Here is a 25,460-nt window from a genome sequence, read left to right on the forward strand (position 1 = left end):
CCCGAACGGAAGTCACCGCCACCGCGAGCTGACCCACACCGTCCGGCCACCGCCCGGCAGCGACCTCACCAGGGTCGCTGCCGGGCGGCATGCGGGGAGAAGGCGTCGCACACATCCGCCGTATCGGGTTCGTCTAGTCGAAGGTCATGCCGGCGTCGGCGCCGCGCTGCATCGTGCTGTTCGCGCCGTCGAGCGACTCGCGGATGATGTCCGCATGGCCGCTGTGATGGGCGGTCTCACGGATGATGTGCAACAGCACCTTTCGCGCGCTCCACCATTCCCGCTCCGGCGCCCACGGCGCGGTGGGCAACGGTACCTGCAGGTCGAGATCGTCGAGTGCCAGAACGAACTGTTCGGTGTCCCGCGCGACGGCAGCGTACGACCCGAGCAGGCCGGCGAGCGTTTCGTCGTCGCGCATGTAGTACTGCTCCATCGCCGAGTCCATGTCGAACGTGGTGGTGTCGTCGAGATTGCGGATCGTCTCGATCCAGGTTTTCTCCGTCGCCGTCACGTGCTTGATCAGCCCGCCGACCGTGAGATCACTGACCGTGCTGCGCGTACGGGCCTGCTCGTCGTTCAGGTTGCGGGCGGTGATCAGCAACATCTCGCGCTGCTCCGCGAGGATGCCGAGGATGTCCGCACGCTCTCCGGACCGGGAATTGTCGGCCATGTTCTGCTGCCCTTTCCATCGGTTTGAAGACGTATCCCACGGTAGAAGCGAATGCGGACAACTTCGGTCACTTATCGGCGTGCGATGAGAAAACGAATTCTCGCGGGTCTGTTCCGGCATGACCATCACCCACACCGTTCCCGTGTCCGGCGGCCGGCTGCACTGCGAAATCCGTGGTGCCGGCCCACTGCTGATCCTCACCGGCGCCCCGATGGGGGCAGCCGCCCTGACCTCGCTGGCCGCGGCGCTCGCGCACGATCACACCGTCGTCACCCACGATCCCCGCGGCATCGGCCGCAGCATCCTCGACGACCCGCACACCGACTCCACACCCGACCTGCGTGCCGCCGACCTCGTCGCCGTGCTCGACACACTCGGCACCGAGTCCGCGGACGTGTTCGGCACCAGCGGAGGCGCCGTCACCGGTCTTGCAGTCGCGACGCTGTACCCCGACCGGGTCCGCACCCTGGTCGCGCACGAACCACCATTGCCCGAGCTGCTTCCCGACGCCGCGGAACGACGCGCGGCGGTCGACGCGATGATCGACACCTTCCGCCGTGACGGTCTCGCCGCGGCGTGGGCCGCGTTCATGGACTTCGCCGGATTCGAGGATGCCGGCGATGCCGGGCCCGACGCACAACCCGCCGGTCCCCCGCCGGGAGAGTCGCCGGAACAGGACCTCGCCGACGGCGCCCGCTTCTTCGCCCACGAGATCCGGGGTACCACCCGTTATCTGCCCGACCTCGCCGCATTGGCGGCGGCGCCTGCCCGCCTCGTGGTCGGTATCGGCGCCGAGTCGCGGGGGCTCGAAACGTACGCGACATCGGTCGCTCTGGCCGAGGCACTTGCCTTGGCGCCGAAGGAGTTTCCGGGAGGCCACGCCGGATTCATGGAGCAGCCCGAGAAGTTCGCCGCGGTGCTGCGCGAGACGCTCACGTGCCCCTGAGGACTTCCGGTCAGGCTGCGAAACCGACGGCGCCGATCACCGGAACGACCGTCATGAACACGATCGCGACGGCGAACAGCGTGATCGTCACCTTCTTGTCCCACTTGCTCCTGGTGCCGGTCGCGGCGAGCATGAAGAACACGAATCCGATGCAGATGGAGACGATGCCGATCATCACGGGTGTTTCGAGCATGTTCCCATCATCGCGTATGCCCGAACTGCGTCTGTCGGCGCCCGGAGTCACCCGTTCAATTGGGCGATCCGCCCGCTCAGGACCGTCGCGAACCCGGTCCACGCCGCATACGGCGACATCGCCGCCCCCGCGAGGGGCACCGCGTCGGCGGTACGTCGTACGAGGTCGGCGCTGCTGGCGGCGAGCAGTGCCGCCACCACCGTCGCCGGGACGAGCCGTCCCGCCTTGAAGAACACCCACGACCACGAGCCGTTGAGTACGAGATTCACGGCGAGCGCGGTGACGTACTTCCGCCGCGCGCCGAGTTCGCGACGCTCGGTCAGTTCGTCGATCGCCGCCGCGGAGGTGACCGCGATGTCGGCGTACAACGCGGTCCAGACGATGGGGAACGCCGCTGCCGGCGGCTGGAACGACGGCTTGCGCAGGCTGCGGTACCACCGGGAGTTCGCCTCCCGGGAGGCGAGGGACCCGGCGAAGGCGGTGACCGCCGTCGCCGCTGTGGTTCCCAGAACGGTCGCCGGCTTCACGTCACATCCACCTCTCCTCGACACCCGGGGTCGCACGCGATTACCCGAACGCTCGCCGGCCGAAACCCTCCGGCACCGAGGGTGGGTAGCGTGGATGCTCCACGGCGACCAGGGGGCGGAAATGGAACAGGGTGGGCTGACGCAGATCGGCGACGGGGTGTGGGCGTTCATGCGTCCGACCGGCGGGTGGGGCGAAACGTATTTCCGAGGTGCAACGACCGCTCGTCGCCGCGGCTCCCGTCACCGAGGCGGTCAACACTCATTCCGACGGGGACCACTGGTGGGGGAACGACACGCTGCCGTCGGCGGCGCGAATCACCACCAGCGCGGCGTCGCTGGACGCGATGCACGAGGACCTGCCGCCCGCCGCGCTGACGGCGCTGGCGACCACCGGCGCGTTGATCGGCCGCGTTCCGGGACCGGTGGGTGCGGCCGCGGCCTACGTTGCGCGGGTGCGGTCCGATGCCCGATTCCCCCGTCGCACACCGCGTTTGCCTGACCGCACCTTCCACACGACCCACCGGCTGACGGTCGGTGATCGAACCGTCGAGCTCGAACGGCTCGGCCCGTGCCACACCGCCGGCGACGTCGTCGCGCACGTGACCGACGCCGGCGTGGTCTTCACCGGCGACCTCCTGTTCGTCGCTTCGACCCCGATCCTGTGGAACGGCCCGCTCGACAACTGGCTCGCCGCCCTTGACCGTCTCATCCGGTGGGACGCCGCGGTGTACGTTCCCGGTCACGGGCCGACGGGCACCGTCGACGACCTGCGGGCGCTCCGCGACTACTGGTGGTGGCTGCGCGACGCCGGCCGCGATCATCATGCGCGCGGGAGTTCCGTGCGGCAGACGGCGCGAGAACTCGCGCGCAGCAACGAATTCGGACGATGGAGTGCGTGGCGCTCGCCGGAGCGGCTGGTGTTGAGCCTGAGCACGCTGTTCGACCGGTGGAACGGCAACCCGCCGGGCCCTCCCACCGTCACGCGTCGCGCCCGCGCTTTCGCCGACGCGGAAACACTGCTGCGCGAGGGCATCTTCCCGCAATAGCCCGGCGATGGGCGTAACGCGGTGCGGGTGATGCCGTCGCGTCGGGATAGCATCCCAGGCTGTGGGCGCCGAGTGAGCGCTCGTAGCGACCAGGGGAGTAGTTCGAACATGTTCGCATCGAAACGTCTTCGTACGGCCGGCGCGGTGCTCGCGGTCTCCGCAGTGCTCGTCGGCGCCGGATGCTCCAGCGAAGAAGACGCCACGTCGACCGGCACGGCTGCGGCCGGCGCCTATACCTCGGCAGAGACCGCTCTCGACAAGGTCCGCGCCGCATTCGAGATCACGGCGGGCCAAGAGGTGCAGCGCGGCGAGATCGCGGCGCAGGGGACCACCATCACCACGACCATCGATACCGCACACGACATCATTCTCGGGCAGGTACCGAATTCGCCCCGCGGGCCGATTCAGGTGCTGTTCGAAGGCGATGACCTGTTCATGCAGTTCACGGATGTGCCGGATGCCGGCGCATCGTCGGTCGAGCCCGATGTCTGGTATCGCGTCGACGTCGCATCGGACGAAACCGGTCAGATGTTCCTCATCCGGGACCTGGTTCGGGATCGACAACAAGGCAGTGCCCTCCTGGCCGAATTCACCATCGATGCGGAGGAGAAAGGCACCGACAGCGTGGACGCGGTCGACGTCACCCGGTTCTCCGCCACGTTGGATGTGGCGGCCTACGCAGACGCGCTCCTCGCGACCTTCTCCGATTCGCTTCCCACCGGCCCCGGGACCCCGAGCGCCGAGGAAATGCGCCGAATCATGATCGAGCAGACTCCTCCGTCCATCGAATTGTGGATCGACGACAAGGGCCGGATCGTGCGTGAGGTCTTCGCCGGAAACGATACGACGACCTCCTACGACATCGACTTCGTCGTCCCCGAATTCGATCGCGCGAACGCGCCGCTGGCACCGATCGCCTGACACCGGTCGCAGAGAAAGCCGGTGAGGGGATCCATCACCCGGATAGCCGAATGATGGATCCCCTCACCAGGTGACGCGGGTGGGCCGGGAAAAGGTCAGGAGGAAGCGAGGGCCTCCTGGGCCTTTTCCTTGCGGTTGCGGTAGATGCTCGACGCGAAGGCCGCACCGATCAGTGCGATGCCGACCAGGCCGGTGATCACCTCGGGGACGTGCGTGCCGATCGAGTACAGGAGGATCAGCGCGAGCGCACCGATCGCCCAGTGGGCGCCGTGCTCGAGGTACACATATTCCGACAGGGTGCCCTTGCGCACCAGGAAGATCGTGATCGAACGGACGAACATCGCGCCGATGAAGCCGAGGCCCAGGGCGATGATGATCGGGTCGGACGTGATCGCGAACGCGCCGATCACGCCGTCGAACGAGAACGACGCGTCGAGGACCTCGAGGTAGAGGAACAGGAAGAAGCCGGCCTTACCGGTGGCCTTGGCCAGACCGGACGGCCCGCCGGCGGACTCCTCACCTTCCCCGGGGATGTGGAACATCTCGCCGAGCCCGTTGACCGCGATGTAGGTGATCATGCCGAGCACGCCGGCGATCATCACCGTCGACACCTTGTCGTCGGGCGCGATCACCGTGGCGGTGATCAGCAGCAGCACCGACGCGATGACGACCTCGAGCTGATCGAGCTTGCCGGCCTTCCCGAGGGGACGTTCGATCCACCGCAACCAGTGGATGTCACGTTCCTCGAGAATGAAGTGCAGGAACAGCATCAGCAGGAACATGCCGCCGAACGCCGCGATCTGCGGATGCGCGTCCGTGATGAGTGTTTCGTAGCTGGGGCTGCCGTCGGGGAAGTACGCGGCACCGTCGGCGGGCGGGTTGAGCGCGAGGTTCAGCGCCTCGACCGGTCCGAGGCCCGACGCGGCCCACACGATGACCAGCGGGAACACCAGGCGCATGCCGAACACGGCGATGAGGATGCCGACGGTGAGGAAGATCTTCTGCCAGAAATCGCTCATCCGCTGCAGCACGGTCGCGTTGATGACCGCGTTGTCGAACGAGAGCGACACCTCGAGGATGCCGAGGATCACGCACAGGAACAGTGCCTGGGGGCCGCCGTAGAGGAAGGCGACCACGAGTGAGACGACGGTGACGGCGAACGACGCCCCGAATATTCGCAGTAACACGACTGCGGCCTTTCTTCTCAGTAGTCAGGTCGATGCAGCGAGGTACTGCAAACAGGAGAGACGAGTCCGGCCCCGACGGTCGTGTCCGGGGCCGGATCGTGCAGTCGGTGAATCAGACGTTGACGCCGTAGTCGCGGGCGATGCCCGCCAGGCCGGACGCGTAGCCCTGGCCGACGGCGCGGAACTTCCACTCGGCACCGTGCCGGTAGAGCTCACCGAACACCATGGCGGTCTCGGTGGAAGCGTCCTCGGTGAGGTCGTAGCGGGCCAGCTCGTTGCCGTTCGAACGGTCGACGACGCGGATGTAGGCGTTGCGGACCTGGCCGAACGACTGGCTGCGGGTTTCCGCGTCGTAGATCGACACGGGGAAGTAGATGCTCTCGATGTTGGCAGGGACCGCCGCAAGGTCGACGTTGATGGCCTCGTCGTCGCCCTCACCCTCACCGGTGCGGTTGTCGCCGGCGTGCTCGATGGAGCCGTCCGGCGTCTTCAGGTTGTTGAAGAACACGAAGTGCTGGTCGGAGATGGCCTTCTTGTCGGCACCGGTCGCGATGGCGCTGGCGTCGAGGTCGAAGTCGGTGCCGGTCGTCGTACGGACGTCCCAGCCGAGGCCGACGGCCACAGCGGTCAGGTTCGGCGCTTCCTTGGTGAGGGAAACATTGCCGCCCTTGGTCAAGCTGACACCCATGCGGGGTCCTTTCGATCGATCGTGGGTCGGCGCGTCCGAATGGACCCGCCCGATTTGCGCGTGTTCTTTCAGCCTAAACGGATATCCGCGCCTGCGCTCCTACCTCCTCACCGGTCCGGCGCCCGCGGCGCGCCGACCAGTACCATTCGGGTCGTGGCGAGCCGATTCACACGCCGCCTCTTCGGGGGTGGCCCTACCGAAGATCCCGCAGCCCGCCGCGCCCACGACACGATGGTGGCGGCGTTCCTCGACATGGACCGACGGCAGTCGATCGCGGAGGCTGCGGTCACCGCATCGCACGAACTGGAACCGGAACGGGGCCTGATCCGCACGTGGACACCGATCCGCGAGGCGTGTTACGACGCCGCCGAAATCTATCTGCATCTCGCCCGGACCGAGCCGGAAGAGCGTCTGGCGAGCGCCGCCGAATACGAGCAGGCGATCCAGCGAATCACTTCCGCAACAAGAACTCTGGATGAATTCTACGGGTCCCATCGGGGCCATCTCGACCATGCGATGACGGTGGCCGCGGCCACACCGCAACTCGCGCAGCGGGCACGCGCCGAGGCTCGGGCCGCCGAGCAGGCCCTGCAGCTGCCGGAAAACGCCCGGTTCACCGGCTATCCGTCGGTGCAGGCAGCGGCGCGCGCGCTCGATGCCGCTACCGGTGCGCTCGGCGCGGCCACCGGGGCCGTTGCGATGCGGGAGCGGGCCGCGCAGGTCGAGCAGGCCGCGGCGGCGCTGCGGCAGGTTCTCGCCCAGGCACCCGCACAGGCAGACCGGGCCCGGAACGCTGTGGCGTCCGTCACCACCCGGATCGGCGCGGTCCGCACCCGGTCGGCGGGTCTCGCCCCGGCGTACTCGGCACTGCTGCGCGAGTTCAACGCGGCAAGCTCCGCGGATCTGGCCGGCAACGACCGGCGCGCCGCCGAAATGCTCACGAAAGCCGAGGAGAGCCTGGCCGCGGCCCGTGCGGCGTTGTCGGCAGGTCAACCCGAGCAGGCCCTCGATCACGCCACTGCAGCGCGATCACAGCTGTCGGTCGCCGAGCAGAACGTCGACGCCGTCACCGGTCGACTCGCGACCCTGCGCGCCGTACGGGAGAATCCCGATGCGAAGGTCGAGGCCGTCCGATTCCGGCTGCGTGACGCGCAGCACCTCGCGGTGCAGCGTGGCATGACCGCAGAATGGGGCTCGGTACTCGACGCACAACTCGCCCGGATCGACAGAGCCGTCGATTCGCTGACGGGTATCCACCCGGACTACTGGGCGTATGTGCGCGACCTGGACGCGGTGACGGACTTCATCACCGGCGTGGTGCAACGAATGAGAGGACGGACGGACAGCTCATGAGCGGGGGGACCTTCACGGAGGTGCGCGGCACACGCCACTTCCGGCACCTGGATCCGGAGACTCGGGACGCCCTGTTCCTCCACCACCCCCAACCGTTCGACGACAGCGACGACCGCGAACGCCTCGCGCTCGCGCTCGGTGCGACCCTGTACGTGCCTGCGACCCGCCCGGATCTGGCCGCGACCGTCGTGCGTCGCGCCGCCGAGGGTGTGACCTCGATGGTTCTGGACCTGGAGGACGCCGTCGCCGACGACGAGGTGGAGGAAGGGCTGCGCAACACCGTCGACACGCTCGACCGGTTGGCCGGCACGGACGCCGCGAGCATGCTGCTGTTCGTGCGGGTCCGCACACCCGACGGTGTCGAGCGCATCGCCTCCGGGCTCGGCGCGGGTGTCGGCGCCCTCACCGGTTTCGTGTTGCCGAAGTTCGGCGCGGAGACCGGGCGCGCGTTCCTCGAGGCGGTGTCCGCCGCGTCGGAGCGGCTGGGCAAGCACCTGTATGCGATGCCGGTGCTCGAGTCCAGCGAGCTCGTCCACCGTCAGACCCGCGACCACGAACTGCAGGGCGTTGCGGAGCTGCTCGCCGAACACCGGCACCGCGTGCTGGCCGTGCGGATCGGCGCAACCGACATGTGCGGTACGTTCGGGATCCGCCGCGACCGCGACCTCACGATCTACGACGTGCGGGTCGTCGTCGACGTCATCGCGGATGTCGTGAACTATCTGGGCCGCACCGACGGCACCGGGTTCGTGATCACCGGGCCCGTGTGGGAGTACTTCGCCGACCACGAGCGCATGTTCCGGCCGATGCTGCGCGCCACCCCGTTCGAGGAACACGATGCGGTGGTGTTCCGTCAGCAGCTCGTCAGCCGCGACCTCGACGGGCTGCTCCGGGAGATCGCCCTGGACCGTGCGAACGGCATTCAGGGCAAGACGGTGATCCATCCGTCACACGTGGCGGCGGTAAACGCACTGTCCGCGGTGACCCACGAGGAGTACCACGACGCCGTCGACGTCCTCGGCGGCGACGCCGGCGGGGTGCGCGCGTCCGGTTACCGCAACAAGATGAACGAACGCCGCCCGCACCGCACGTGGGCGCAGCAGACGGTGCTGCGCGCATCGGTGTTCGGTGTCACCAACAAAGGAGTCACGTTCGTGGACCTGCTGACCGCACTGGTGCACCGGTGAGCGCCGTCGCGCCGGACGGCGTCGTCGAGGACTTTCGGATTCCTTGGGCGACAAAAGAGTTCGGCCTGATGTTGCATCACCACGATTCGCCCGCGGGATACCGGGTGCCGGAGCTGGTCCACCCCGGGCTGCGCCGCAATCCGCGCCGCGCGCACCTGTTGGTGTCCACCGTGCTGGGCAAGCACGTGCCGACCGATCCCGCCGTCGTGCTCGCCGCCGGCGACCGGCTCGGCGATCTGGTGGCCGAACTGCTCGGCGAGGACGCCTCGACGGCGGTCGTGCTGGGCTTCGCGGAGACCGCGACCGGCCTGGGTCACTGCGTGGCCGCGCGCATCGGCGCGGCCTGCTATCTGCATTCCACCCGCCGGAACGTTCCGGGCGCCGACACGTTCGCCGGGTTCGAGGAGGGGCACTCCCACGCGACCTTCCATCTGCTCCAGCCGACCTCGCCGGACCTGTTCGCGAACTCGGCTCCGCTCGTGCTCGTCGACGACGAGATCTCCACCGGAACAACCGCACTCGACGCGATTCGCGCGCTGCACCGGCACCACCCGCGCACCCGGTACGTGATCGCCTCCCTCGTCGACATGCGCGCCGAGGAACACCGGCGCGGGGTCTCGGAGGCCGCCGCCGACCTCGGCGTACGGATCGAGCACGTGTCGCTCGCGGCCGGCCGCGCCGTGATACCCGAGGGCACCACCGAGCGGGTGACCGCCCTGCCCGACCCGGCCCTGAACCCGCAGGCGCCGCATCGCGGCACCGCGGCTTTCGTCGATCTGCCCTGGCCGGCAACGGTTCCCGATGGCGGGCGGCACGGCTTCCTGAGCGCCGACACCGCGGCCTTCGATACCGCGATCGCCACCGCCGCCGATGCCCTCGCCGCCGCCCTCGAGCCGGGGCGCCCGGCCATGGTGATCGGGCACGAGGAACTGATGTACCTGCCGCTGCGGCTCGCCGATGCTCTCGCGACCCGCGGAACCGTCACCCGATTCCAGACCACGACCCGCTCCCCCGGCTACGTCCTCGACGTCCCCGGATATCCGCTGCGCCGCGGATTCACTTTCCTCGCACCGGAACACGTACCCGAGACACACGAAACCGAGGTGCCCCGCTACCTGTACAACGCGCAGTGGCCGGACGCCGAGCGGCGGCCCGCGCTCGTGCTCGTGGTCGACAGCCCCGCGGACACCGATCGGCTCCGCGCGACCGGAGGGCTCGTCGATGTCCTCACCGAAGCCGGCGAGGACGTTGTCGTCGCGGTGATTCCCGCGACCGACCCGGTCGCGCTTCGCATCAGCAGGGAGGCGCTGTGACGGCACCGTTGACCGGACCCGGGTTCGGCTCGTACGCACCGGACGACGTGACCTGGTTGCTCAAGGACCTCTCGCGCGTCGACCTCGAAGCCGATGTCGCCGCGCGGGAACAGCGCATCCAGGCGGGGCTGGCGCACTACGCCGAGTCGCTGCCGGTCGAGTACCGGCCCGACGCGGCCTACCGCGAACTGTTCGACAAGGTGCTCGCCGAGACCTCCGGGCGACTGGCGCGGGCGGTCGGCACCGTCACCGAACTCCTTCTCGCAGAACGTGGCCCGAATCCGACGCTCGTGTCGCTGGCCCGTGCCGGCACCCCGATCGGCATCCTGATCCGGCGGTGGGCGCAGCACCATCACGGACTGTCGTTGCCGCACTATGCGGTTTCGATCGTGCGGGGGCGCGGAATCGACGCCGCCGCGCTCGACCACATCACCGCGCGGCACGATCCGGCGTCGGTGGTCTTCGTCGACGGATGGACCGGTAAGGGCGCGATCGCCCGCGAGTTGTCCGCAGCGCTCGCCGAGTACGCGGCGGCGGGTGGCCCTGCGCTGTCCGACGATTTGGCGGTCCTGGCCGACCCGGGCCGGTGCGTGCGCACCTACGGCACCCGCGACGACTTCCTCATCGCCTCCGCGTGCCTGAATTCCACCGTTTCCGGGCTGATCTCACGAACGGTCCTCAACGACACCCTGATCGGGCCGGGTGAGTTCCACGGCGCGAAGTTCTACGCGGACCTCGCCGGCGAGGACGTGTCCGAGACGCTGATCGACGCGGTGTGCGCCGAATTCGGCGACCGCGAGACCGCGGTCGCCGATGCCCGCCGCGTGATGGACTCCGACCGCACCCCGACCTGGGCGGGCTGGGCGTCGGTGGAACTGATCCGAGCCCGATACGGGATCTCCACCGTGAATTTCGTCAAACCCGGTGTGGGGGAAACGACGCGGGTGCTGCTGCGGCGGGTGCCGTGGAAGGTTCTCGTGCGCGAGGCCGACGCCGCCGAGCACGCCCACATCCGGATGCTCGCCGCGGCGCGCGATGTTCCGGTCGAGGAGGTCCCCGACCTCGCCTATTCCTGCATGGGCCTGATCAAGGATCTGCCGTGACAGCACTGATCGCCTCGGATCTCGACCGCACACTGATCTATTCGCGCGCGGCGATGACGCGGGCCCAACTCGACCGCGGTGACCTGCTGTGCGTCGAATACCACGAGGGTGCGCCGCTGTCGTACCTCACGGAAAGGTCCGCGCAGCGCTTGCGGGAGCTGAGCACCACGGCACAACTGGTCCCGACGACCACCCGCACCCCGGCGCAGTTCCGGCGCATCGCACTGCCGGGCGGGCCGTGGCGGTACGCGATCACCAGCAACGGTGGCGCGATCCTGGTCGACGGCGAACCGGATCCCGTCTGGCGCGGCGGGCTCGACACCGCGGTGCGTGCCGGCGGCGCCGGTCTCGACGAGGTGCTCACCGCGCTGCGTGCCCGAATCTCACCGGACTGGGTGCGCAAGCTGCGGATCGCCGACGACCTGTTCTGCTATCTCGTCGTCGACGTCGACGTACAGCCCGCCGAGTTTCTCGCCGAGTGGGACGAGTGGTGCCGCGCCCACGGCTGGGGCGCGTCCCAGCAGGGCCGGAAGATCTACACGGTCCCCGACAGCGTGTGCAAGAGCCACGCGGTCGCCGAGGTGCACCGCCGGCTCGTCGCCGACGGCGTGCTCAGCGAGGACTCGCCGGTGTTCGCCGCCGGGGACGGTGCCCTCGACGCACCGATGCTCGAGGCGGCCGACGCGGCGATCCGGCCGTGCCACGGTGAACTCGAGACGTTGAACTGGCAGCACCCGACCGTCACCGTCACCGAGGAAGCCGGCGTCACCGCCGGCGAGGAGATCCTCGCCTGGTTTGCCGGTTCCACCCGGATGCCGTCCGGTTCGTAGAGTGGGGACCGAGCTCGACCGATCCCAACCGCCCACCAGTGCCGCCTGCCGGCGCCGCCCACCCAGTGAGGACGATTGACGTGACCACTTCGCTCGCCAAGGGCCAGAACGGCCCCATCACCGCCTCCGATGTGGTCGTCTCCCTCGAGTTGACCACCCCGGCCGATCTGTCCGCCCTGCTCGTGAAGGCCGACGGGAAGGTCCGGTCGGACGCCGACTTCGTGTTCTTCAACCAGCCCACCGGTCCGGGCGTGCGTCTGGTTCCCGGGGCGCCCGGCCAGGCCGCCTCGCTGGCGGTGTCGCTCGGTGCGATCCCCGCCGACATCGCACAGGTCCGGGCCGTGATCACGCTCGACGACGCGTCGAGCACGTTCGGCCGGTTCGCGCCGCCCACCGCGCGCGTCGCCGACGCCACCGGCGCGGTGCTGTACGAGTACCGCATCGAGGGTCTGAGCAGCGAATCGATCGTCATCGCCCTCGAGCTGTACCGGCGTCAGGGCGCATGGAAGGTCCGGGCCGTCGGACAGGGCTACGCCGGTGGTTTCGCCGCGCTGGTCACCGACCACGGCGTGTCGGTCGACGACGCACCCGCAGCACCGACTCCGGCACCGCAGCCCGCCCCGCCGACACCCCCGGCCCAGCCGGCACCGCCTCAGCAGCCGTACACCCAGCCGGCGCAGCAGTATGCGCAGCCCGCGCCTCCTCAGCCTTACGGTGAGCCCGCAGCACAGCCGCAGTACGCGCAGGCCCCGCCTCCGCAGCCCTACGGCCAGGCCGCACCGCCCCAGCCGTACGGTCAACCCGCACCCGCCCAGCAGGCACCCGCCCCGGCTGCTCCGCCCGCCGAGGTGAGTCTCACCAAGAACCGGCCGGTCAGCCTCGTCAAGGGCCAGCGGGTGACTTTGCGCAAGGAGGGCGGCGTGGCGCTGACCTTCCTGCGCATGGGTCTCGGATGGGATCCGGTCGAGAAGCGCGGCCTGTTCGGCAACCGCTCCGCGGACATCGACCTGGACGCCTCGGCGGTCCTGTTCGCCGACCACAACATCGTCGACGTCGCGTACTACGGTCAGCTGACGTCGAAGGACGGATCGATCCAGCACCAGGGCGACAACCTCACCGGTGAGGGTGCCGGCGACGACGAGGTCGTGCTCGTCGACCTGACGCGGGTGCCGCCGCACGTCAACACCCTGATGTTCATCGTCACCTCGTACAAGGGCCACACGTTCGAGCAGGTTCGGAACGCGTTCTGCCGTCTCGTCGACGGCACCACCAACGCCGAACTGGCCCGCTACACGCTGCAGGGCGGCATGCCGTTCACCGGCATGGTGATGGCGAAGGTGTACCGGCAGGGACCGGAGTGGAAGCTGCAGGCGATCGGCGAGGGCATCCAGGCCAAGCACCCGGGTGAGGCGGCGCCGCAACTCGGCCGGTTCCTGGCGACGTAGCCGGTGGCCGTCGAGTTCCGGGCGGGGCAGAACGCCCCGCTCGCGGCATCCTCGGTCCGCTTCACGGCGACCGCGTCGACACCGCTGGACCTGTGTGCGCTCGTCGTCGACGACCACCTGAAGGTGGCGTCGTCGCAGGACGTCGTGTTCTACAACCAGCCGCACACCGCGGGTGTCCGGCTCGACGGCGACGCGATCGTCGTCGAACTGGACGGCCTGCGCGCGGGTGCTCGGGTGCTGTGCGCGGTCGGTGCCGAATCGGCGCTGCCGGTCTCCACCTCGCTGGCCGACGGGTCGGGCGCTCGGTTCGCCGCGTTCCGTGTGCCGCCGTCCGGCGGCGCGACGGCACTGCTGTGCTGGGAGCTCTACCGGCACAACGGGTATTGGAAACTGCGCGCGCTGGGGCAGGGCTATGCCGGGGGAATGGCCGAAATGTTCACCGCCCACGGTGTCGACGTCGACGACGAACCCACCCCCATCGAGCAGCCCGCACCTGCCGAGGTGCCGTCGCTCGGCGGTGCCTCGCCGTCGTTCGAATGGCTGTGGAAGATCTTCGAGGACTCGTCCCGATCCGCGGCGGCGTATCTGTCGGCCTTCGAGTACGCGCAGCACCGCCTCGACGACGAACTCTCGGCCGCGGTCGCCGATCCCGCGACCCGAACCGGACCGGCCGCGGAAGAGGCACGCGCGCAAGCACATCGGCGCTGCCAGGAACTCCAGACGGCCGCGGAGAGCCGGCATCGGGACGACAGTGCCCGGCTCACCGAGGAACTGCGCATCGTCGACGCTGCGCTCCCGCCGTCCCTGGCATCGTGGGATTCGCCCGGATGGCACACCTCGCCCACACCGGGCGACGGAATCCGCGTCGGTGAACTTTCCGCGCCCGAACGCGGCTCCCTGCGTGTGCCCTTGTGCGTGCCGTTGCCGTTGTCTCGCCCGCTGTGGATCGACGGCGACGATGCGGCGTCTCGACAGGTCGTCACGGCACTCGTCCTGCGCCTGCTCGCCGCGCAACCCGGGACCCGGCTCGACCTCGTCGACCCCGGTGGCGCTTTCGCCGAACTCGGCGAGTTGACCGCCCCCGTGTTCGCGGGGCCTCCGGTTCTCGATGTCGGCGGTGTCGCACCGAAACTGAAGGGCCTGGCCGACAGTGCCGAACTGGAAGCCCTCGCGGCGTCCACCGACTGCGCTGCGCCCCGCCCGCGCGCGCGAGTTCTCGTCCTCACCGGTGTCCCGCACGGCTACAGCAGCGACGACCTCGTGCAGGTCCTCCGGCTCGTCCAGGTCGCGGGCGCGCAGCAGGTCTCGATAGTGATCGCCGGCTCGTCCGACACGATGATCGACGATCCCGCGTTCCGGGTGCTGCACAAGAATTCACAGCATCTGCCGGCGGCCCCCGAAGGACACTTCGCCGATCCGTGGACCGGAAGCGACTGGCACTTCACCCCCGACGTCGTTCCGCCGGAGGCGACTGCGGCGCGCATCGTGGATACGCTCGGGGCCTGCTGACTTCGCTCAGGACGACTACCGTGCGGCGACTTCGGCTGCCCGTCACCGGACCGCAACCGCGTGTACCTCGGTATGCAGCATGCGCGGCGTTGACTTCGTTCATGACCGAGACGTTCCGGATCGCGGAGTATCCACGTCCCACCCACACACTCGTCCAGATCAGCGACACGCACTTCACCGCGGACTCCGTTCCGCTGCACGGCGTCGTGGACTGCGAGCAGAAGCTGACCGAGGTCCTCGCCGCCGTCGCGGGCACGGGAACCCCCGTGGACGCACTGCTCCTGACCGGTGATCTGACCGATGCGGGTGATCCGGGCGCGTACCGGCGCCTGCGCGAGGTCGTCGGGCCGGCCGCCGCCGCCATGGGCGTGCCGGTGCTGTGGACGATGGGCAACCACGACGAGCGAGCCGCGTTCCGTGTGAACCTTCTCGACGCCGCACCCACCGCGGAGCCCGTCGACGCGGTGCACGACGTGAACGGCCTGCGGGTGATCTGCCTCGACTCCAGCATTCCCGGCGAATCCCGCGGTGAGGTCACGGCAGGGCAGGCACAGTGGCTCGCCGACGAACTGTCGACACCGGCAGAACACGGCACGATCCTCTCGATCCACCACCCGCCGCTACCGGTGACCGTCGAACGCGCGGTGCTGTGGGAACTGTGCGATCAGTGGCGTCTCGCCGATGTGGTGCGCGGCACCGACGTGCGTTCGATCGTGTCCGGCCACGTGCACTACACCTCCAGTGGCATGTTCGCGGGTATCCCGGTGTCCACCGCGACGGCGGTCGCTTACTCGGCCGATCTGTCGGCTCCCGCTGATGCCCACCGAGGCGCAGACGGCGGCGGCGGATACAACCTGATCGCCGTCTACGACGACACCATCGTCCACACGGCGGTTCCGCTACTCGCACCGTGCGCGACCGTCGGGTCGATGCACACCCGGGACGACATCGCGGCCGAACTCGACCGCGAAGGCGTACACATCCGCGAGCAGGTACCTGCCCGGGACGGCCGGATGCACCGATCGTTACCGCACCGAAGCACATAGGTTTGCCCTATCGTTTCATGCGGTTCCTTGTCTTTGTAGCGACCGTCACGGTCGTGATCGACTGAAGCCCCCGGACCCCTCGTCCGCGTGGGCAGATGTCGATCAGGAGTGCCTCGTGAGCGAACTACACCTTCCCAACCGCATCCGGCAGTTGGTTCTCTCGCAGCCGTCGGCCCCGGCGGTCACGGCCGGAGACACGACGCTCACCTATGCCGAGTTCGACTCGTACACCAACCGGGTGGCGACGGCGCTGACATCGCTGGCCTCCCCGCCGGGACGCGTCGGTGCCCTGCTCCGTATGGGCCTGCCCGGCGTGGCGGCATTCGTCGGTTGCGCGAAGGCCGGGCTCGTCTTCACCCCGATCAACTGGCGGCTCAACCCCGACGAGATCGCCTGGATCGCGGCCGACGCCGAGATCGGCGTGCTCGTGGTCGAGGCGGATTTCGTGGCTGCCGCACAGGCGGTCGCCGACGCGTTGCCGGGTGTACGCATCGTCGTCGTCGGCGACGAGGCTCCGCTCGCCGGTGCCCGCACATGGAATCAGCTCGTGGAGTCGGGGGACGACACCGACCCAGGTCTGGGCGACGACCCCGAGACCCCGGTCCTGCAGCTCTACACTTCCGGCACCACCGGTAATCCGAAAGGGGTTGTGGCCGTTCATCGCAACCTCTACAACGTTCCGGAGAACTTCGAGCTGTACGAGTTCGAGGACGATTCGGTCTCGTTGAATGCGTTGCCGCTGTTCCACATCGCCGGGAGCGGATGGATCAGCACGTCGCTGTCGGCGGGTCTGCACCTGGTGCTGCTCGGCGAGATGCGGCCCGCGACGGTGGCGGCGGCGATCGCCGAGAACGGTGTCACCCACGCATTTCTCGTGCCCTCCGCGATCGGCATGCTCCTCGAACTTCCCGACCTCGCCGACTACGACCTGTCGAGCCTGAAGCTGATCGCCTACGGGGCATCCCCGATCACGCCGACCCTGCTCGCGCGCACCATGGACACGCTCGGGTGCCGGCTCGTGCAGCGGTACGGGATGACCGAGACGATGGGTGCGCTCACTGCGTTGCGCGCCGACGATCACGACCCGCACGGGCCGCGTACCGACCTGCTGCGGTCCGCCGGCACGCCGCTTCCGGGCACCGAGGTGCAGATCCGCGACATCGTCACCGGTGAACCGCTCCCGCAGGGTGCGACCGGGGAGATCGTGTCGCGGTCGCGCAACAACGTCTCGGGTTACTGGAAGCGCGACGCCGAGAACGCCGCGCTGTACACCGAGGACGGGTTCCTGCGCACCGGCGACGCCGGGCACATCGACGAGGACGGCTACCTGTTCGTCACCGACCGTGTGAAGGACATGATCATCACAGGCGGTGAGAACGTGTACCCCGTCGAGGTCGAGGCGGTGCTGGCCGAGCATCCCGCCGTCGCCGAGGTCGCCGTCGTCGGTCTTCCCGACGAACGCTGGGGTGAGGCGGTCACGGCCGTGGTGCGCCTGATCGACGGCGCCGAACGTCCCACGGAGGAGGAACTCGTCGCGTTCACGGCCGGGCGGCTCGCGTCGTACAAGAAACCGCAGCGGATCCACATCGTGGCCGAACTCCCCCGCAACGCGAGCGGCAAGATCCTCAAACGCACCCTCCGGGACACCCTGGGCGAGCGGGAAGCGTCGGCGTCGTGATCGTCACCGAGGACGTCGGGACCGTCCAACGTGAGGCGTGGGCGGCGAAACGACTGCCACCGGTCGAACAGGTCCGGCCGGGTGTGTGGTCGATTCCCGTTCCGATGCCGAACAATCCGCTGCGCTACGTCCTGTCCTACGCGCTCGCACTCGACGACGGTCTCGCCCTGATCGACCTGGGCATGGACACCGAGGAGTCCTGGCAGGCACTCGTCGACGGCGTCGCGCGGACCGGCCACCACATCACCGACGTTCGCTACGCGGCGATCACCCACCTGCATCCCGACCACTTCGGTCTCGCCCCACGACTGCGGGAGACCACCGGCGCCGCGATCGCGATGCACGCGGCCGAGGCCACGGCACTCGGACACTTCACCGCGGACGATGTCGCCGCGGACGTCGAGGCGTGGCGGGTGGACCTGACGGAACTCGGCGCACCGGACGAGGTCGTCGAGGCACCGCGCTTCGAACTCGTGCGGTTTCCGGCCGGTGAGTCCGCCGACGTGGTGCTCTCCGGCGGCGACCGGCTCGACCTGCCCGGATGGAACATCGAAGCGGTCTGGACGCCGGGCCACACCCCCGGGCACCTCGCGTTCCTCGACCGGGATCACGATCTGTTGTTCAGCGGTGACCACATGCTGCCGCGGATCAGCCCGAACATCTCGTCGGGGCCCGGCGAGCTGGAGAACCCGCTCCACCGCTATCTCCTGTCGCTGCACGCCACTACCGCGTTGCCGGACTGCGAGGTGCTGCCCGCCCACGAATACCGGTTCCGCGGTGTCACCGACCGCGCACGCCAGCTGATGGCACACCACGACGAACGGCTCGACGAGATCCGATCGGCGGTCGACGCACACCCGGAATCCACCGCGTGGGACGTCACCACGCGTATCACGTGGTCGCGGCCGATCGACGTGATGTCGCCCCGATTGTTACGGCTCGCCGTCCGCGAAACTCAAGCGCACCTCATCGTTCTCGCCGACCGCGGCGACATCCGTTCCGACAGCGGTGTTCCCGCACGATGGTCACTCGTCCGCACAGACACGAAGGAAAATTGACATGAGCGTTGTCCTGACCGAATTCTCCGACGGCGTCGCCGTTTTCACACTGAACCGGCCCGAGGCGAAGAACGCTGTCGACCTGGAGGTCTCGAAGGCGCTGGCCGCCGCAATCGACGAGTTCGAGGCCCGTGCCGACCTGATCATCGGCATTCTCACCGGCGCCGGCGGAACATTCTGTGCCGGAATGGATCTGAAAGCGTTCGCGCGCGGTGAGCGTCCGTCGATCCCGGGGCGCGGTTTCGGTGGTCTCACCGAAGCGCCGCCGACCAAGCCGCTCATCGCCGCCGTCGAGGGCTGGGCGCTGGCCGGTGGCTGCGAGCTCGCCCTGTCCGCCGACCTGATCGTCGCCTCACGCGAGGCGAAGTTCGGAATTCCCGAGGTCAAGCGCGGGCTGGCGGCCGCCGCGGGCGGACTGCTGCGCCTGCCGAAGATCCTCCCCTACCCGCTGGCCATGGAAATGGCGATCACCGGCGATCCGCTCACGGCGGAGGTCGCGCACCGTCACGGTCTCGTCAACCGGATCACCGAGCCCGGGGAAGCCCTGGCGGTCGCGAAGGAACTCGCCGCGCGTGTCGCCGCGAACGGCCCCCTCGCCGTCCGTGCGACCAAGCAGGTCGTGTCGATGGCCGCCAACTACACCGACCCCGACGCGTTCGTGGCGCAGCGCAAGTTCATCGACCCGGTGTTCGCGTCCGCCGACGCCCAGGAAGGCGCCCGCGCGTTCGCCGAGAAGCGCGCCCCCGTCTGGAAGGGCGAGTGACCTTGTCCGGCATCGTGATCGAGCGGGACGGGGCCGTCGCGACCGTCACGCTCGACCGTCCCGAGCGCAAGAACGCCATGACGCTCGACTCGTGGGTGGCGCTGCGCGAAGCCTTCCACGAGCTGCAGCGCGACGAGTCGGTGCGTGCGGTCGTGCTCACCGGCGCGGGCGGCAACTTCTGCACCGGCGCCGACATGGACCGGCGCGGCAGCATGCATCCGCTCGACCGCATGCGGGAGATCAACACGGCAGCACTGGCGGTCGCGGAGTTCTCGAAACCGGTGGTTGCCTCGGTCGAGGGATATGCGGTCGGCGCCGGCTGGAACCTGGCGCTGCTGTGCGATGTCGTCGTCGCGTCCCGCACCGCGAAGTTCAGTCAGATCTTCGCTCGCCGCGGCCTGTCCGTGGACTTCGGCGGCTCCTGGATCCTGCCCCGGCTCGTCGGCCTGCACCAGGCGAAACGGCTGGTCATGCTCGCCGACATCGTCGACGCCGACGAAGCGTTCGCGCTGGGGCTGGTGACCGAACTGGTCGAGCCCGCCGAACTCGGTTCCCGAGCGGCCGAACTGGCCGTCAGGCTGGCGCAGGCACCTCCGATCGCGGTGAGTCTGTCGGCACGTCTGCTCGAGCAGGGTTCGGCGTCGACGCTGCGCGAAGCCCTCGACAACGAGGCCCGGGCCCAGGCGGTCAACCACGCGACCGACGCTCCCGGCGCGATCCGCGCATTCGTCGAGAAACGTCCGCCGACGTTCACCGGTGACTGGCAGGTCACGTGATCGCATAGGATAGCGAGGTGGACCTGCATCTCGTGACCTACTTCGTCGCTGTCGTCGACCACGGTGGGATCACGAAAGCGGCGCAGTCCCTGTATATTTCGCAGCCTTCGCTGTCGCAGGCGATCCGCACGCTCGAACGCCGTCTGGGCACAACCCTGTTCGACCGCACCGGCCGGCGTCTGAGCCTGACCGACGAGGGCCGGTCCTTCGAGGTCGCCGCGCGCCGCATCCTCGCCGATGTGGACCGCGCGAAGAACAAGGTTGCCGCGGTCCGGGAACTCGCCGCCGGCCGCATCGAGATCGTGACCTTCTCGGCGTTCTCCATCCATCCCGTCATCGAGATGGTGCAGCGCTTCCGCAGCCGCTATCCCGGAATCCTCGTGCGGGTCGTGGCCACCGACGGTCCGGCCGGTGTACACACCGCGCTGCGGCGCGGCGAGGCGGAGATCGGTGTGACCGATCTTTCCGTCGAACACGCAGGCATGATCACGATTCCGATCGTCGAACAGGAACTGGTCCTCGCGATACCGCCGAAGCTCGCCGGGAACCTTCCGGACCCGGTGCCTCGCTCCGCCGTGTCCACGATCCCCCTCATCGTCGACCTCACCAATCGGTCCGACGTCGCGCTGTCCGGGGATCTCTCCGACGGCAACGATCTCGACATCGCGGTCGACTGCGCGCATCCCTCGGCAACGTGGGAACTGGTGATGCGCGGAACCGGGGCGACGATTGTGCCCCGGCAGGTCGCCGAAGCGCAGATGCCCACCGCCGAAGTGCGCTCGCTCGATCCGCCGTTGTCGCGACCGGTCGGTCTCGTGCTGCGCGCCGGGGAACCGTCCCCGGCGGCCGCTGCGTTCCTCGCGGTCGCCACCAACCGGGCGACGGGAGCGTAGCCGCACATGGAATTCCGACAGATCGAGTACTTCCTCGCCGTGGTGGAGAACGACGGCATCAACGGCGCGGCGGCCGCACTCGGAGTCGCGCAGCCGACGGTCTCGCAGGCCCTGCGCAGCCTCGAACGCGAACTCGGCGTGCAGCTGTTCCACCGGATCGGGCGCGGGATGGTGCTCACCGCGGCCGGGCACAGCCTCATCGGTCCGAGCCGCCAGATCCTGCGCGACGTGGGCGGGGTGGAGGACCTGTTCACGTCCCTCGACGGGGAGATCAGCGGCCGTCTCGACATGGTGGTGTTCCCGGCGCTGGCGATCGACCCGATCGTGGATCTCGTCGCACAGTTCCGCAGCGCCCACCCCCGGGTGGCGGTCCGGTTCGGTGAGTTCCGCAGCGAGGAGACCGCCGCCGCGCTCATCCGTGACGGTCACTGCGAATTCGTGGTTTCCCACCTCCCGATCGAGGGGGGCTACGGTCTCGAGGTCGTCGCGCTCGGCGAGCAGGAGTACTGGCTGGCGTATCCGCCGGGCACCGAACTTCCGGAAGGCCCCGTTGCGCTCGCCGCCATGCCCGACATTCCCATGGTGCTGGTGCCGCGCGGCGGCGGGGCGATGAGCGACGATATCGACTCCGCGATGCGGCGGGCCGGTGTCCGCCTCGACGTCGGGGTGGTGACCGATCATCGCGAGGCGCGGCTCCCGATGGTGCTGGCCGGCCTGGGTGGATCGCTGGTGGAACGCAATCTCGCCGAATCCGTGCAGGACATCGCAGTTGTGCGGCCCTGCGAACCCACGTTCACCCGCGCGTTCGGGTTGGTGTTCGATCCCGCCTCGCTGTCGGCGGTCGGTCAGGCGTTCGTCGACCTGGTGCGGTCGGCGAACGCCTGACCGGGCTACCTGCCCCGGATCAGGCCACGCGCTCGAAGATCGCGGCCAGGCCCTGCCCACCGCCGATGCACATCGTCTCGAGTGCGTAGCGGCCGTCGCGACGATGCAGTTCGCGCGCGAGGGTCGCGAGCATGCGGCCACCGGTCGCGCCGACCGGGTGGCCGAGCGAGATGCCGGATCCGTGGATGTTCGTGCGCTCGAAGTCCGACGGGGCGAACTTCCACTCGCGGGTGACGGCGAGCGCCTGGGCCGCGAAGGCCTCGTTCAGCTCGATGACGTCGAGGTCGGCGAGGGTGATGCCGGCCTTGGCGAGGGCCTTCTCGGTCGCGGGGACCGGGCCGATGCCCATGACCTTCGGCGCAACGCCCGCCAGTCCCCACGAGACGATCTTCACGAGCGGGGTCAGACCCAGCTCGGCGGCCTTCTCCGGGGTGGTGACGATCGCCATCGACGCGGCGTCGTTCTGGCCGCTGGCGTTGCCGGCGGTGACGGTGGCCTCGGCGTCCTGCTTGCCCATGATCGGCTTCAGGGCGGCGAGCGTCCCGAGGCTGATGTCGGCGCGCGGATGCTCGTCGGTGTCGATGACCTGATCACCCTTGCGGCTGGGCACGGTGACCGGGACGATCTCCTCGGCCAGGATCCCGCTGCGCTGGGCGGCGACCGCCCGCAGGTGCGAGTGCAGGGCGAGTTCGTCCTGCTCGGCACGGGAGATCGAGTACTCGCGGCGCAGGTTCTCCGCGGTCTCGATCATGCCGCCGGGCACCGGGTAGAACTTGCCGCCGGCCGTCTCACGAGCCCGGGCCAGGCCGTCGTGCATCCGCACACCGGTGCGGGCACCTCCCCAGCGCATGTCGACGGAGTAGAACGCGGCGTTGGACATCGACTCGGCGCCACCGGCGACCACGACGTCGTTGTCGCCGTTGCCCACCTGGAACGCGGCCTGGATCACGGCCTGCAGGCCGGAGCCGCAACGACGGTCGATGTGCATGCCCGGCACGGTGATCGGCAGCCCGGCGTCGAGGGCGACGACGCGGCCGATCGCGGGCGCCTCACTGTTGCCGTTGCAGTGGCCGAGGATGACGTCCTCGATCGCGTCCGGTGCGATCCCGGTCCGTTCGAGCAGACCCTTCAGGGCGGCGACACCGAGGTCGACTGCGGTGAGGGACTTGAACATTCCGCCGTAGCGGCCGATCGGGGTACGAACCGGTTCACAGATGACTACGTCGCGCATGATGACCTTTCGAGAGGGAGGGTGGTGTCGCGGGACGCGATCACATGAAGCGGCCGCCGGTGACCTCGAGGACCGTTCCGGTCATGTACGAGGACATGTCGGACGCGAGGAACAGTGCAACAGAAGCAATTTCGTCGACCTCGCCCGGACGGCCCATGGGGATCTCGCTCATCTTCTGATCCCAGGCCTTCTGCGGCATCGCCTCGGTCATCGCGGAACGGATCAAGCCCGGCTGGATCGCGTTGACGCGGACGCCGTGATGCGCCATCTCCTTCGCGGCTGCCTTCGTCAGGCCCACGATGCCGGCCTTCGCGGCGGAGTAGTTGGCCTGACCGACCATGCCCACCTTGCCGGACAACGACGAGATGTTCACGATCGCACCGCGCTTGGCTTCACGCATGATCGCCGACGCCTTGCGGGTGCCGTGCCAGGTGCCCTTCAGGTGCACCGAGATCACCAGGTCGAAATCCTCCTCGGTCATCGTCCGCATCGTCGCGTCACGGGTGATGCCGGCGTTGTTGACGACGACATCGAGCGAGCCGAATCCGTCGACGGCCTCGGCGAGGAGGGTGTCCCAGTCGGCGGACTCGACGACATTCGCCTTCACCGCACGCGCGACGTCACGGCCGCCGAGCTTCTCGGCCGCCGCGGTCGCGGCATCGAGGTCGAGGTCGCCGATGACGACCTTGGCGCCCTGCTCGACGAACGACTGGGCGATCGCGAAACCAATGCCCTGGGCGCCACCGGTGATCACGGCAGTACGGTTCTCCAGCAAAGACATGCGAATCCTTTCGGCATGCGACCTTCCGGGACGGTCCGGTGGAAGGCACACGAGCGGCGGGTGCGGACGCTCCGCACGAGTTGATGGTCCGAATATAGCGGCGGAACCGCCCCGCAGACCCCGCCGGAATCATCGACAGTGCCTATGTGGAGATACCTCATTCGTATTGGACACATCGAGCGGAACGATCGATGGTTGATGCCATGACCACTTCGTCGACAGCCACCACGTCCGCGCCGGCCCCCGAGGTCGACGACGACGACTTCCGGGAGATCCTCGCTCAGACGCGCGCTTTCGTGCGGAACGTTGTGGTCCCCCGTGAACAGGAGATCGCCGACACCAACGCGATCCCGGACGATATCCGCAACGCCGCCAAGGAGATGGGGCTGTTCGGATACGCAATCCCCCAGGCGTGGGGCGGCCTCGGCCTGAACCTGCAGCAGGACGCGGAGCTGGCCATGGAGCTCGGCTACACGACGCTGTCGCTGCGTTCGATGTTCGGCACCAACAACGGGATCGCCGGTCAGGTCCTCGTCAACTTCGGCACCGACGAGCAGAAAGCGCAGTGGCTCGAGGGCATCGCGTCCGGTGAGGTCGTCGCTTCGTTCGCGCTCACCGAACCCGGCGCCGGGTCCAATCCGTCGGGCCTGCGCACCAAGGCGGTGCGGGACGGCGACGACTGGGTGATCAACGGCGAGAAGCGTTTCATCACCAATGCGCCGCTGGCGAACCTGTTCGTCGTGTTCGCCCGCACCCGTCCCGCCGACGAGAACGGCACCGGCATCGCGGTGTTCCTCGTTCCCGCGGACACTCCGGGGGTGCAGGTCGGCACCAAGGACCGCAAGATGGGCCAGGAAGGCGCCTGGACCTCGGACGTCGCGTTCACCGACGTGCGTGTGCCCGCGTCGGCGCTGGTCGGCGGCAGCGAGGACGTCGGCTACAAGGCGGCGATGGTGTCGCTCGCCCGCGGTCGCGTGCACATCGCGGCGCTGTCCGTCGGCCAGGCGCAGCGCGCGCTCGACGAGTCGGTCGCGTACGCGGCCACCGCTACCCAGGGCGGCAACCCGATCGGCAACTTCCAGCTGGTGCAGGCGATGATCGCCGATCAGCAGACCGGTGTGATGGCCGGCCGCGCGCTCGTGCGCGACGCCGCGCGGGCGTGGGTCGAGGACACCGATCGTCGCATCGCTCCGTCGGTCGCGAAGCTGTACTGCACCGAAATGGTCGGCAAGGTCGCGGATCTCGCGGTGCAGATCCACGGCGGCACCGGTTACATGCGCGAGGTTCCCGTCGAGCGGATCTACCGTGACGTGCGCCTGCTGCGCCTGTACGAGGGCACCAGCGAGATCCAGCGCCTGATCATCGGCGGCGGACTCGTCAAGCAGGCCCAGCGCGGCTGAATCCTGCTCTAACAGAACAACACACCGCCCC

25 protein-coding genes are annotated in these 25,460 nt (G+C 68.8%); 18 read left to right on the forward strand and 7 right to left on the reverse strand.

The genetic code is table 11. The features are described from left to right. Window positions 1-133 precede the first annotated feature (133 nt). Window positions 134-670, reverse strand: coding sequence for a DinB family protein (locus tag RZ1_RS26560; RefSeq protein WP_072815622.1), 537 nt, complete (start codon window positions 668-670; stop codon window positions 134-136). A gap of 118 nt (window positions 671-788) precedes the next feature. Between RZ1_RS26560 and RZ1_RS26565 the strand changes: the two genes are divergently transcribed. Next, window positions 789-1,616 (forward strand): alpha/beta fold hydrolase, encoded by an 828-nt coding sequence (locus RZ1_RS26565; RefSeq protein WP_072815623.1) that lies wholly within the window; start codon window positions 789-791, stop codon window positions 1,614-1,616. Window positions 1,617-1,626: 10 nt separating this feature from the next. Here RZ1_RS26565 and RZ1_RS26570 read toward each other — a convergent pair whose 3' ends face one another. Both RZ1_RS26570 and RZ1_RS26575 read right to left on the reverse strand, forming a co-directional pair. Beyond that, window positions 1,627-1,809 carry a hypothetical protein gene (locus RZ1_RS26570; protein ID WP_072815624.1) on the reverse strand — a complete coding sequence of 61 codons (183 nt, stop codon included), beginning with the start codon at window positions 1,807-1,809 and terminating at the stop codon, window positions 1,627-1,629. Between the two features lie 47 nt (window positions 1,810-1,856). Next, entirely contained in the window at window positions 1,857-2,336 is a 480-nt protein-coding gene (locus tag RZ1_RS26575; RefSeq protein WP_072815625.1) for a TspO/MBR family protein, read from the reverse strand. A gap of 209 nt (window positions 2,337-2,545) precedes the next feature. Here RZ1_RS26575 and RZ1_RS26580 point away from each other — a divergent pair, with 209 nt between their 5' ends. Both RZ1_RS26580 and RZ1_RS26585 read left to right on the forward strand, forming a co-directional pair. Then, the gene (locus tag RZ1_RS26580) at window positions 2,546-3,382 is read left to right on the forward strand and encodes an MBL fold metallo-hydrolase (RefSeq protein WP_307718292.1); all 837 of its coding nucleotides are present in this window, start codon (window positions 2,546-2,548) and stop codon (window positions 3,380-3,382) included. Between the two features lie 108 nt (window positions 3,383-3,490). Continuing rightward, window positions 3,491-4,303, forward strand: coding sequence for a hypothetical protein (locus tag RZ1_RS26585; RefSeq protein ID WP_072815626.1), 813 nt, complete (start codon window positions 3,491-3,493; stop codon window positions 4,301-4,303). A 95-nt stretch (window positions 4,304-4,398) separates the two neighbouring features. On the opposite strand, the gene RZ1_RS26590 is transcribed toward RZ1_RS26585, so the two are convergent. Together RZ1_RS26590 and RZ1_RS26595 are read right to left on the reverse strand one after the other, a co-directional pair. Beyond that, the gene (locus RZ1_RS26590) at window positions 4,399-5,490 is read right to left on the reverse strand and encodes a DUF475 domain-containing protein (protein ID WP_072815627.1); all 1,092 of its coding nucleotides are present in this window, start codon (window positions 5,488-5,490) and stop codon (window positions 4,399-4,401) included. A gap of 112 nt (window positions 5,491-5,602) precedes the next feature. Then, window positions 5,603-6,178 carry a TerD family protein gene (locus tag RZ1_RS26595; protein WP_072815628.1) on the reverse strand — a complete coding sequence of 192 codons (576 nt, stop codon included), beginning with the start codon at window positions 6,176-6,178 and terminating at the stop codon, window positions 5,603-5,605. A gap of 231 nt (window positions 6,179-6,409) precedes the next feature. Here RZ1_RS26595 and RZ1_RS26600 point away from each other — a divergent pair, with 231 nt between their 5' ends. From RZ1_RS26600 to RZ1_RS26665, 14 genes are all read left to right on the forward strand, one after another. Further along, window positions 6,410-7,531 (forward strand): hypothetical protein, encoded by a 1,122-nt coding sequence (locus tag RZ1_RS26600; RefSeq protein ID WP_072815629.1) that lies wholly within the window; start codon window positions 6,410-6,412, stop codon window positions 7,529-7,531. After that, window positions 7,528-8,718: an HpcH/HpaI aldolase/citrate lyase family protein gene (locus RZ1_RS26605; RefSeq protein WP_072815630.1), complete on the forward strand. Its 1,191-nt coding sequence runs from the start codon at window positions 7,528-7,530 to the stop codon at window positions 8,716-8,718. Before RZ1_RS26600 ends, RZ1_RS26605 begins: the two co-directional genes overlap by 4 nt. Window positions 8,719-8,786: 68 nt before the next feature. After that, on the forward strand, window positions 8,787-10,031 hold the full coding sequence (locus RZ1_RS26610; RefSeq protein WP_072815666.1) for a phosphoribosyltransferase family protein: 1,245 nt from the start codon (window positions 8,787-8,789) through the stop codon (window positions 10,029-10,031). Then, window positions 10,028-11,134, forward strand: coding sequence for a cysteine protease StiP family protein (locus RZ1_RS26615; protein ID WP_072815631.1), 1,107 nt, complete (start codon window positions 10,028-10,030; stop codon window positions 11,132-11,134). The genes RZ1_RS26610 and RZ1_RS26615 overlap by 4 nt, the downstream gene beginning before the upstream one ends. Next, window positions 11,131-11,964 carry an HAD family hydrolase gene (locus RZ1_RS26620; protein WP_072815632.1) on the forward strand — a complete coding sequence of 278 codons (834 nt, stop codon included), beginning with the start codon at window positions 11,131-11,133 and terminating at the stop codon, window positions 11,962-11,964. The genes RZ1_RS26615 and RZ1_RS26620 overlap by 4 nt, the downstream gene beginning before the upstream one ends. Before the next feature lie 80 nt (window positions 11,965-12,044). Continuing rightward, window positions 12,045-13,409 (forward strand): TerD family protein, encoded by a 1,365-nt coding sequence (locus tag RZ1_RS26625; RefSeq protein WP_072815633.1) that lies wholly within the window; start codon window positions 12,045-12,047, stop codon window positions 13,407-13,409. Window positions 13,410-13,412: 3 nt separating this feature from the next. Continuing rightward, window positions 13,413-14,918, forward strand: a complete 1,506-nt coding sequence (locus RZ1_RS26630; protein ID WP_072815634.1) for a TerD family protein — start codon at window positions 13,413-13,415, stop codon at window positions 14,916-14,918. Window positions 14,919-15,019: 101 nt separating this feature from the next. Further along, the gene (locus tag RZ1_RS26635) at window positions 15,020-15,964 is read left to right on the forward strand and encodes a metallophosphoesterase (RefSeq protein WP_072815635.1); all 945 of its coding nucleotides are present in this window, start codon (window positions 15,020-15,022) and stop codon (window positions 15,962-15,964) included. 115 nt (window positions 15,965-16,079) lie between these two features. Then, a complete protein-coding gene (locus RZ1_RS26640; protein WP_072815636.1) occupies window positions 16,080-17,642 on the forward strand; it encodes a long-chain-fatty-acid--CoA ligase in 1,563 nt (520 codons plus the stop codon). Next, window positions 17,639-18,700 carry an MBL fold metallo-hydrolase gene (locus RZ1_RS26645; protein WP_072815637.1) on the forward strand — a complete coding sequence of 354 codons (1,062 nt, stop codon included), beginning with the start codon at window positions 17,639-17,641 and terminating at the stop codon, window positions 18,698-18,700. The genes RZ1_RS26640 and RZ1_RS26645 overlap by 4 nt, the downstream gene beginning before the upstream one ends. Before the next feature lies 1 nt (window position 18,701). Beyond that, on the forward strand, window positions 18,702-19,463 hold the full coding sequence (locus RZ1_RS26650) for a crotonase/enoyl-CoA hydratase family protein (RefSeq protein WP_072815638.1): 762 nt from the start codon (window positions 18,702-18,704) through the stop codon (window positions 19,461-19,463). Then, a complete protein-coding gene (locus RZ1_RS26655; RefSeq protein WP_072815639.1) occupies window positions 19,460-20,239 on the forward strand; it encodes an enoyl-CoA hydratase/isomerase family protein in 780 nt (259 codons plus the stop codon). Before RZ1_RS26650 ends, RZ1_RS26655 begins: the two co-directional genes overlap by 4 nt. A gap of 17 nt (window positions 20,240-20,256) precedes the next feature. Next, window positions 20,257-21,132, forward strand: a complete 876-nt coding sequence (locus tag RZ1_RS26660) for a LysR family transcriptional regulator (RefSeq protein ID WP_072815640.1) — start codon at window positions 20,257-20,259, stop codon at window positions 21,130-21,132. A gap of 6 nt (window positions 21,133-21,138) precedes the next feature. Continuing rightward, on the forward strand, window positions 21,139-22,017 hold the full coding sequence (locus RZ1_RS26665) for a LysR family transcriptional regulator (protein ID WP_072815641.1): 879 nt from the start codon (window positions 21,139-21,141) through the stop codon (window positions 22,015-22,017). A gap of 19 nt (window positions 22,018-22,036) precedes the next feature. Here RZ1_RS26665 and RZ1_RS26670 read toward each other — a convergent pair whose 3' ends face one another. Both RZ1_RS26670 and fabG read right to left on the reverse strand, forming a co-directional pair. Beyond that, window positions 22,037-23,248: an acetyl-CoA C-acetyltransferase gene (locus RZ1_RS26670; protein WP_072815642.1), complete on the reverse strand. Its 1,212-nt coding sequence runs from the start codon at window positions 23,246-23,248 to the stop codon at window positions 22,037-22,039. A 40-nt stretch (window positions 23,249-23,288) separates the two neighbouring features. After that, window positions 23,289-24,029 (reverse strand): 3-oxoacyl-ACP reductase FabG, encoded by a 741-nt coding sequence (gene fabG, locus RZ1_RS26675; protein WP_072815643.1) that lies wholly within the window; start codon window positions 24,027-24,029, stop codon window positions 23,289-23,291. 203 nt (window positions 24,030-24,232) lie between these two features. Here fabG and RZ1_RS26680 point away from each other — a divergent pair, with 203 nt between their 5' ends. Continuing rightward, complete coding sequence (locus tag RZ1_RS26680; protein WP_072815644.1) at window positions 24,233-25,429, forward strand: acyl-CoA dehydrogenase family protein; 1,197 nt, start codon at window positions 24,233-24,235, stop codon at window positions 25,427-25,429. Window positions 25,430-25,460 lie beyond the last annotated feature (31 nt).

It is taken from the genome of Rhodococcus zopfii NBRC 100606 = JCM 9919 (assembly GCF_001895025.1).
Taxonomy (GTDB): domain Bacteria; phylum Actinomycetota; class Actinomycetes; order Mycobacteriales; family Mycobacteriaceae; genus Rhodococcus; species Rhodococcus zopfii.

Coding starts and splice junctions, on each gene's coding strand:
- RZ1_RS26560 (WP_072815622.1), bottom strand. CDS start 670: ATGGCCGACAATTCCCGGTCCGGAGAGCGTGCGGACATCCTCGGCATC.
- RZ1_RS26565 (WP_072815623.1), top strand. CDS start 789: ATGACCATCACCCACACCGTTCCCGTGTCCGGCGGCCGGCTGCACTGC.
- RZ1_RS26570 (WP_072815624.1), bottom strand. CDS start 1,809: ATGCTCGAAACACCCGTGATGATCGGCATCGTCTCCATCTGCATCGGA.
- RZ1_RS26585 (WP_072815626.1), top strand. CDS start 3,491: ATGTTCGCATCGAAACGTCTTCGTACGGCCGGCGCGGTGCTCGCGGTC.
- RZ1_RS26595 (WP_072815628.1), bottom strand. CDS start 6,178: ATGGGTGTCAGCTTGACCAAGGGCGGCAATGTTTCCCTCACCAAGGAA.
- RZ1_RS26600 (WP_072815629.1), top strand. CDS start 6,410: ATGGTGGCGGCGTTCCTCGACATGGACCGACGGCAGTCGATCGCGGAG.
- RZ1_RS26605 (WP_072815630.1), top strand. CDS start 7,528: ATGAGCGGGGGGACCTTCACGGAGGTGCGCGGCACACGCCACTTCCGG.
- RZ1_RS26610 (WP_072815666.1), top strand. CDS start 8,787: ATGTTGCATCACCACGATTCGCCCGCGGGATACCGGGTGCCGGAGCTG.
- RZ1_RS26635 (WP_072815635.1), top strand. CDS start 15,020: ATGACCGAGACGTTCCGGATCGCGGAGTATCCACGTCCCACCCACACA.
- RZ1_RS26650 (WP_072815638.1), top strand. CDS start 18,702: ATGAGCGTTGTCCTGACCGAATTCTCCGACGGCGTCGCCGTTTTCACA.
- RZ1_RS26665 (WP_072815641.1), top strand. CDS start 21,139: ATGGAATTCCGACAGATCGAGTACTTCCTCGCCGTGGTGGAGAACGAC.
- RZ1_RS26670 (WP_072815642.1), bottom strand. CDS start 23,248: ATGCGCGACGTAGTCATCTGTGAACCGGTTCGTACCCCGATCGGCCGC.
- fabG (WP_072815643.1), bottom strand. CDS start 24,029: ATGTCTTTGCTGGAGAACCGTACTGCCGTGATCACCGGTGGCGCCCAG.
- RZ1_RS26680 (WP_072815644.1), top strand. CDS start 24,233: ATGACCACTTCGTCGACAGCCACCACGTCCGCGCCGGCCCCCGAGGTC.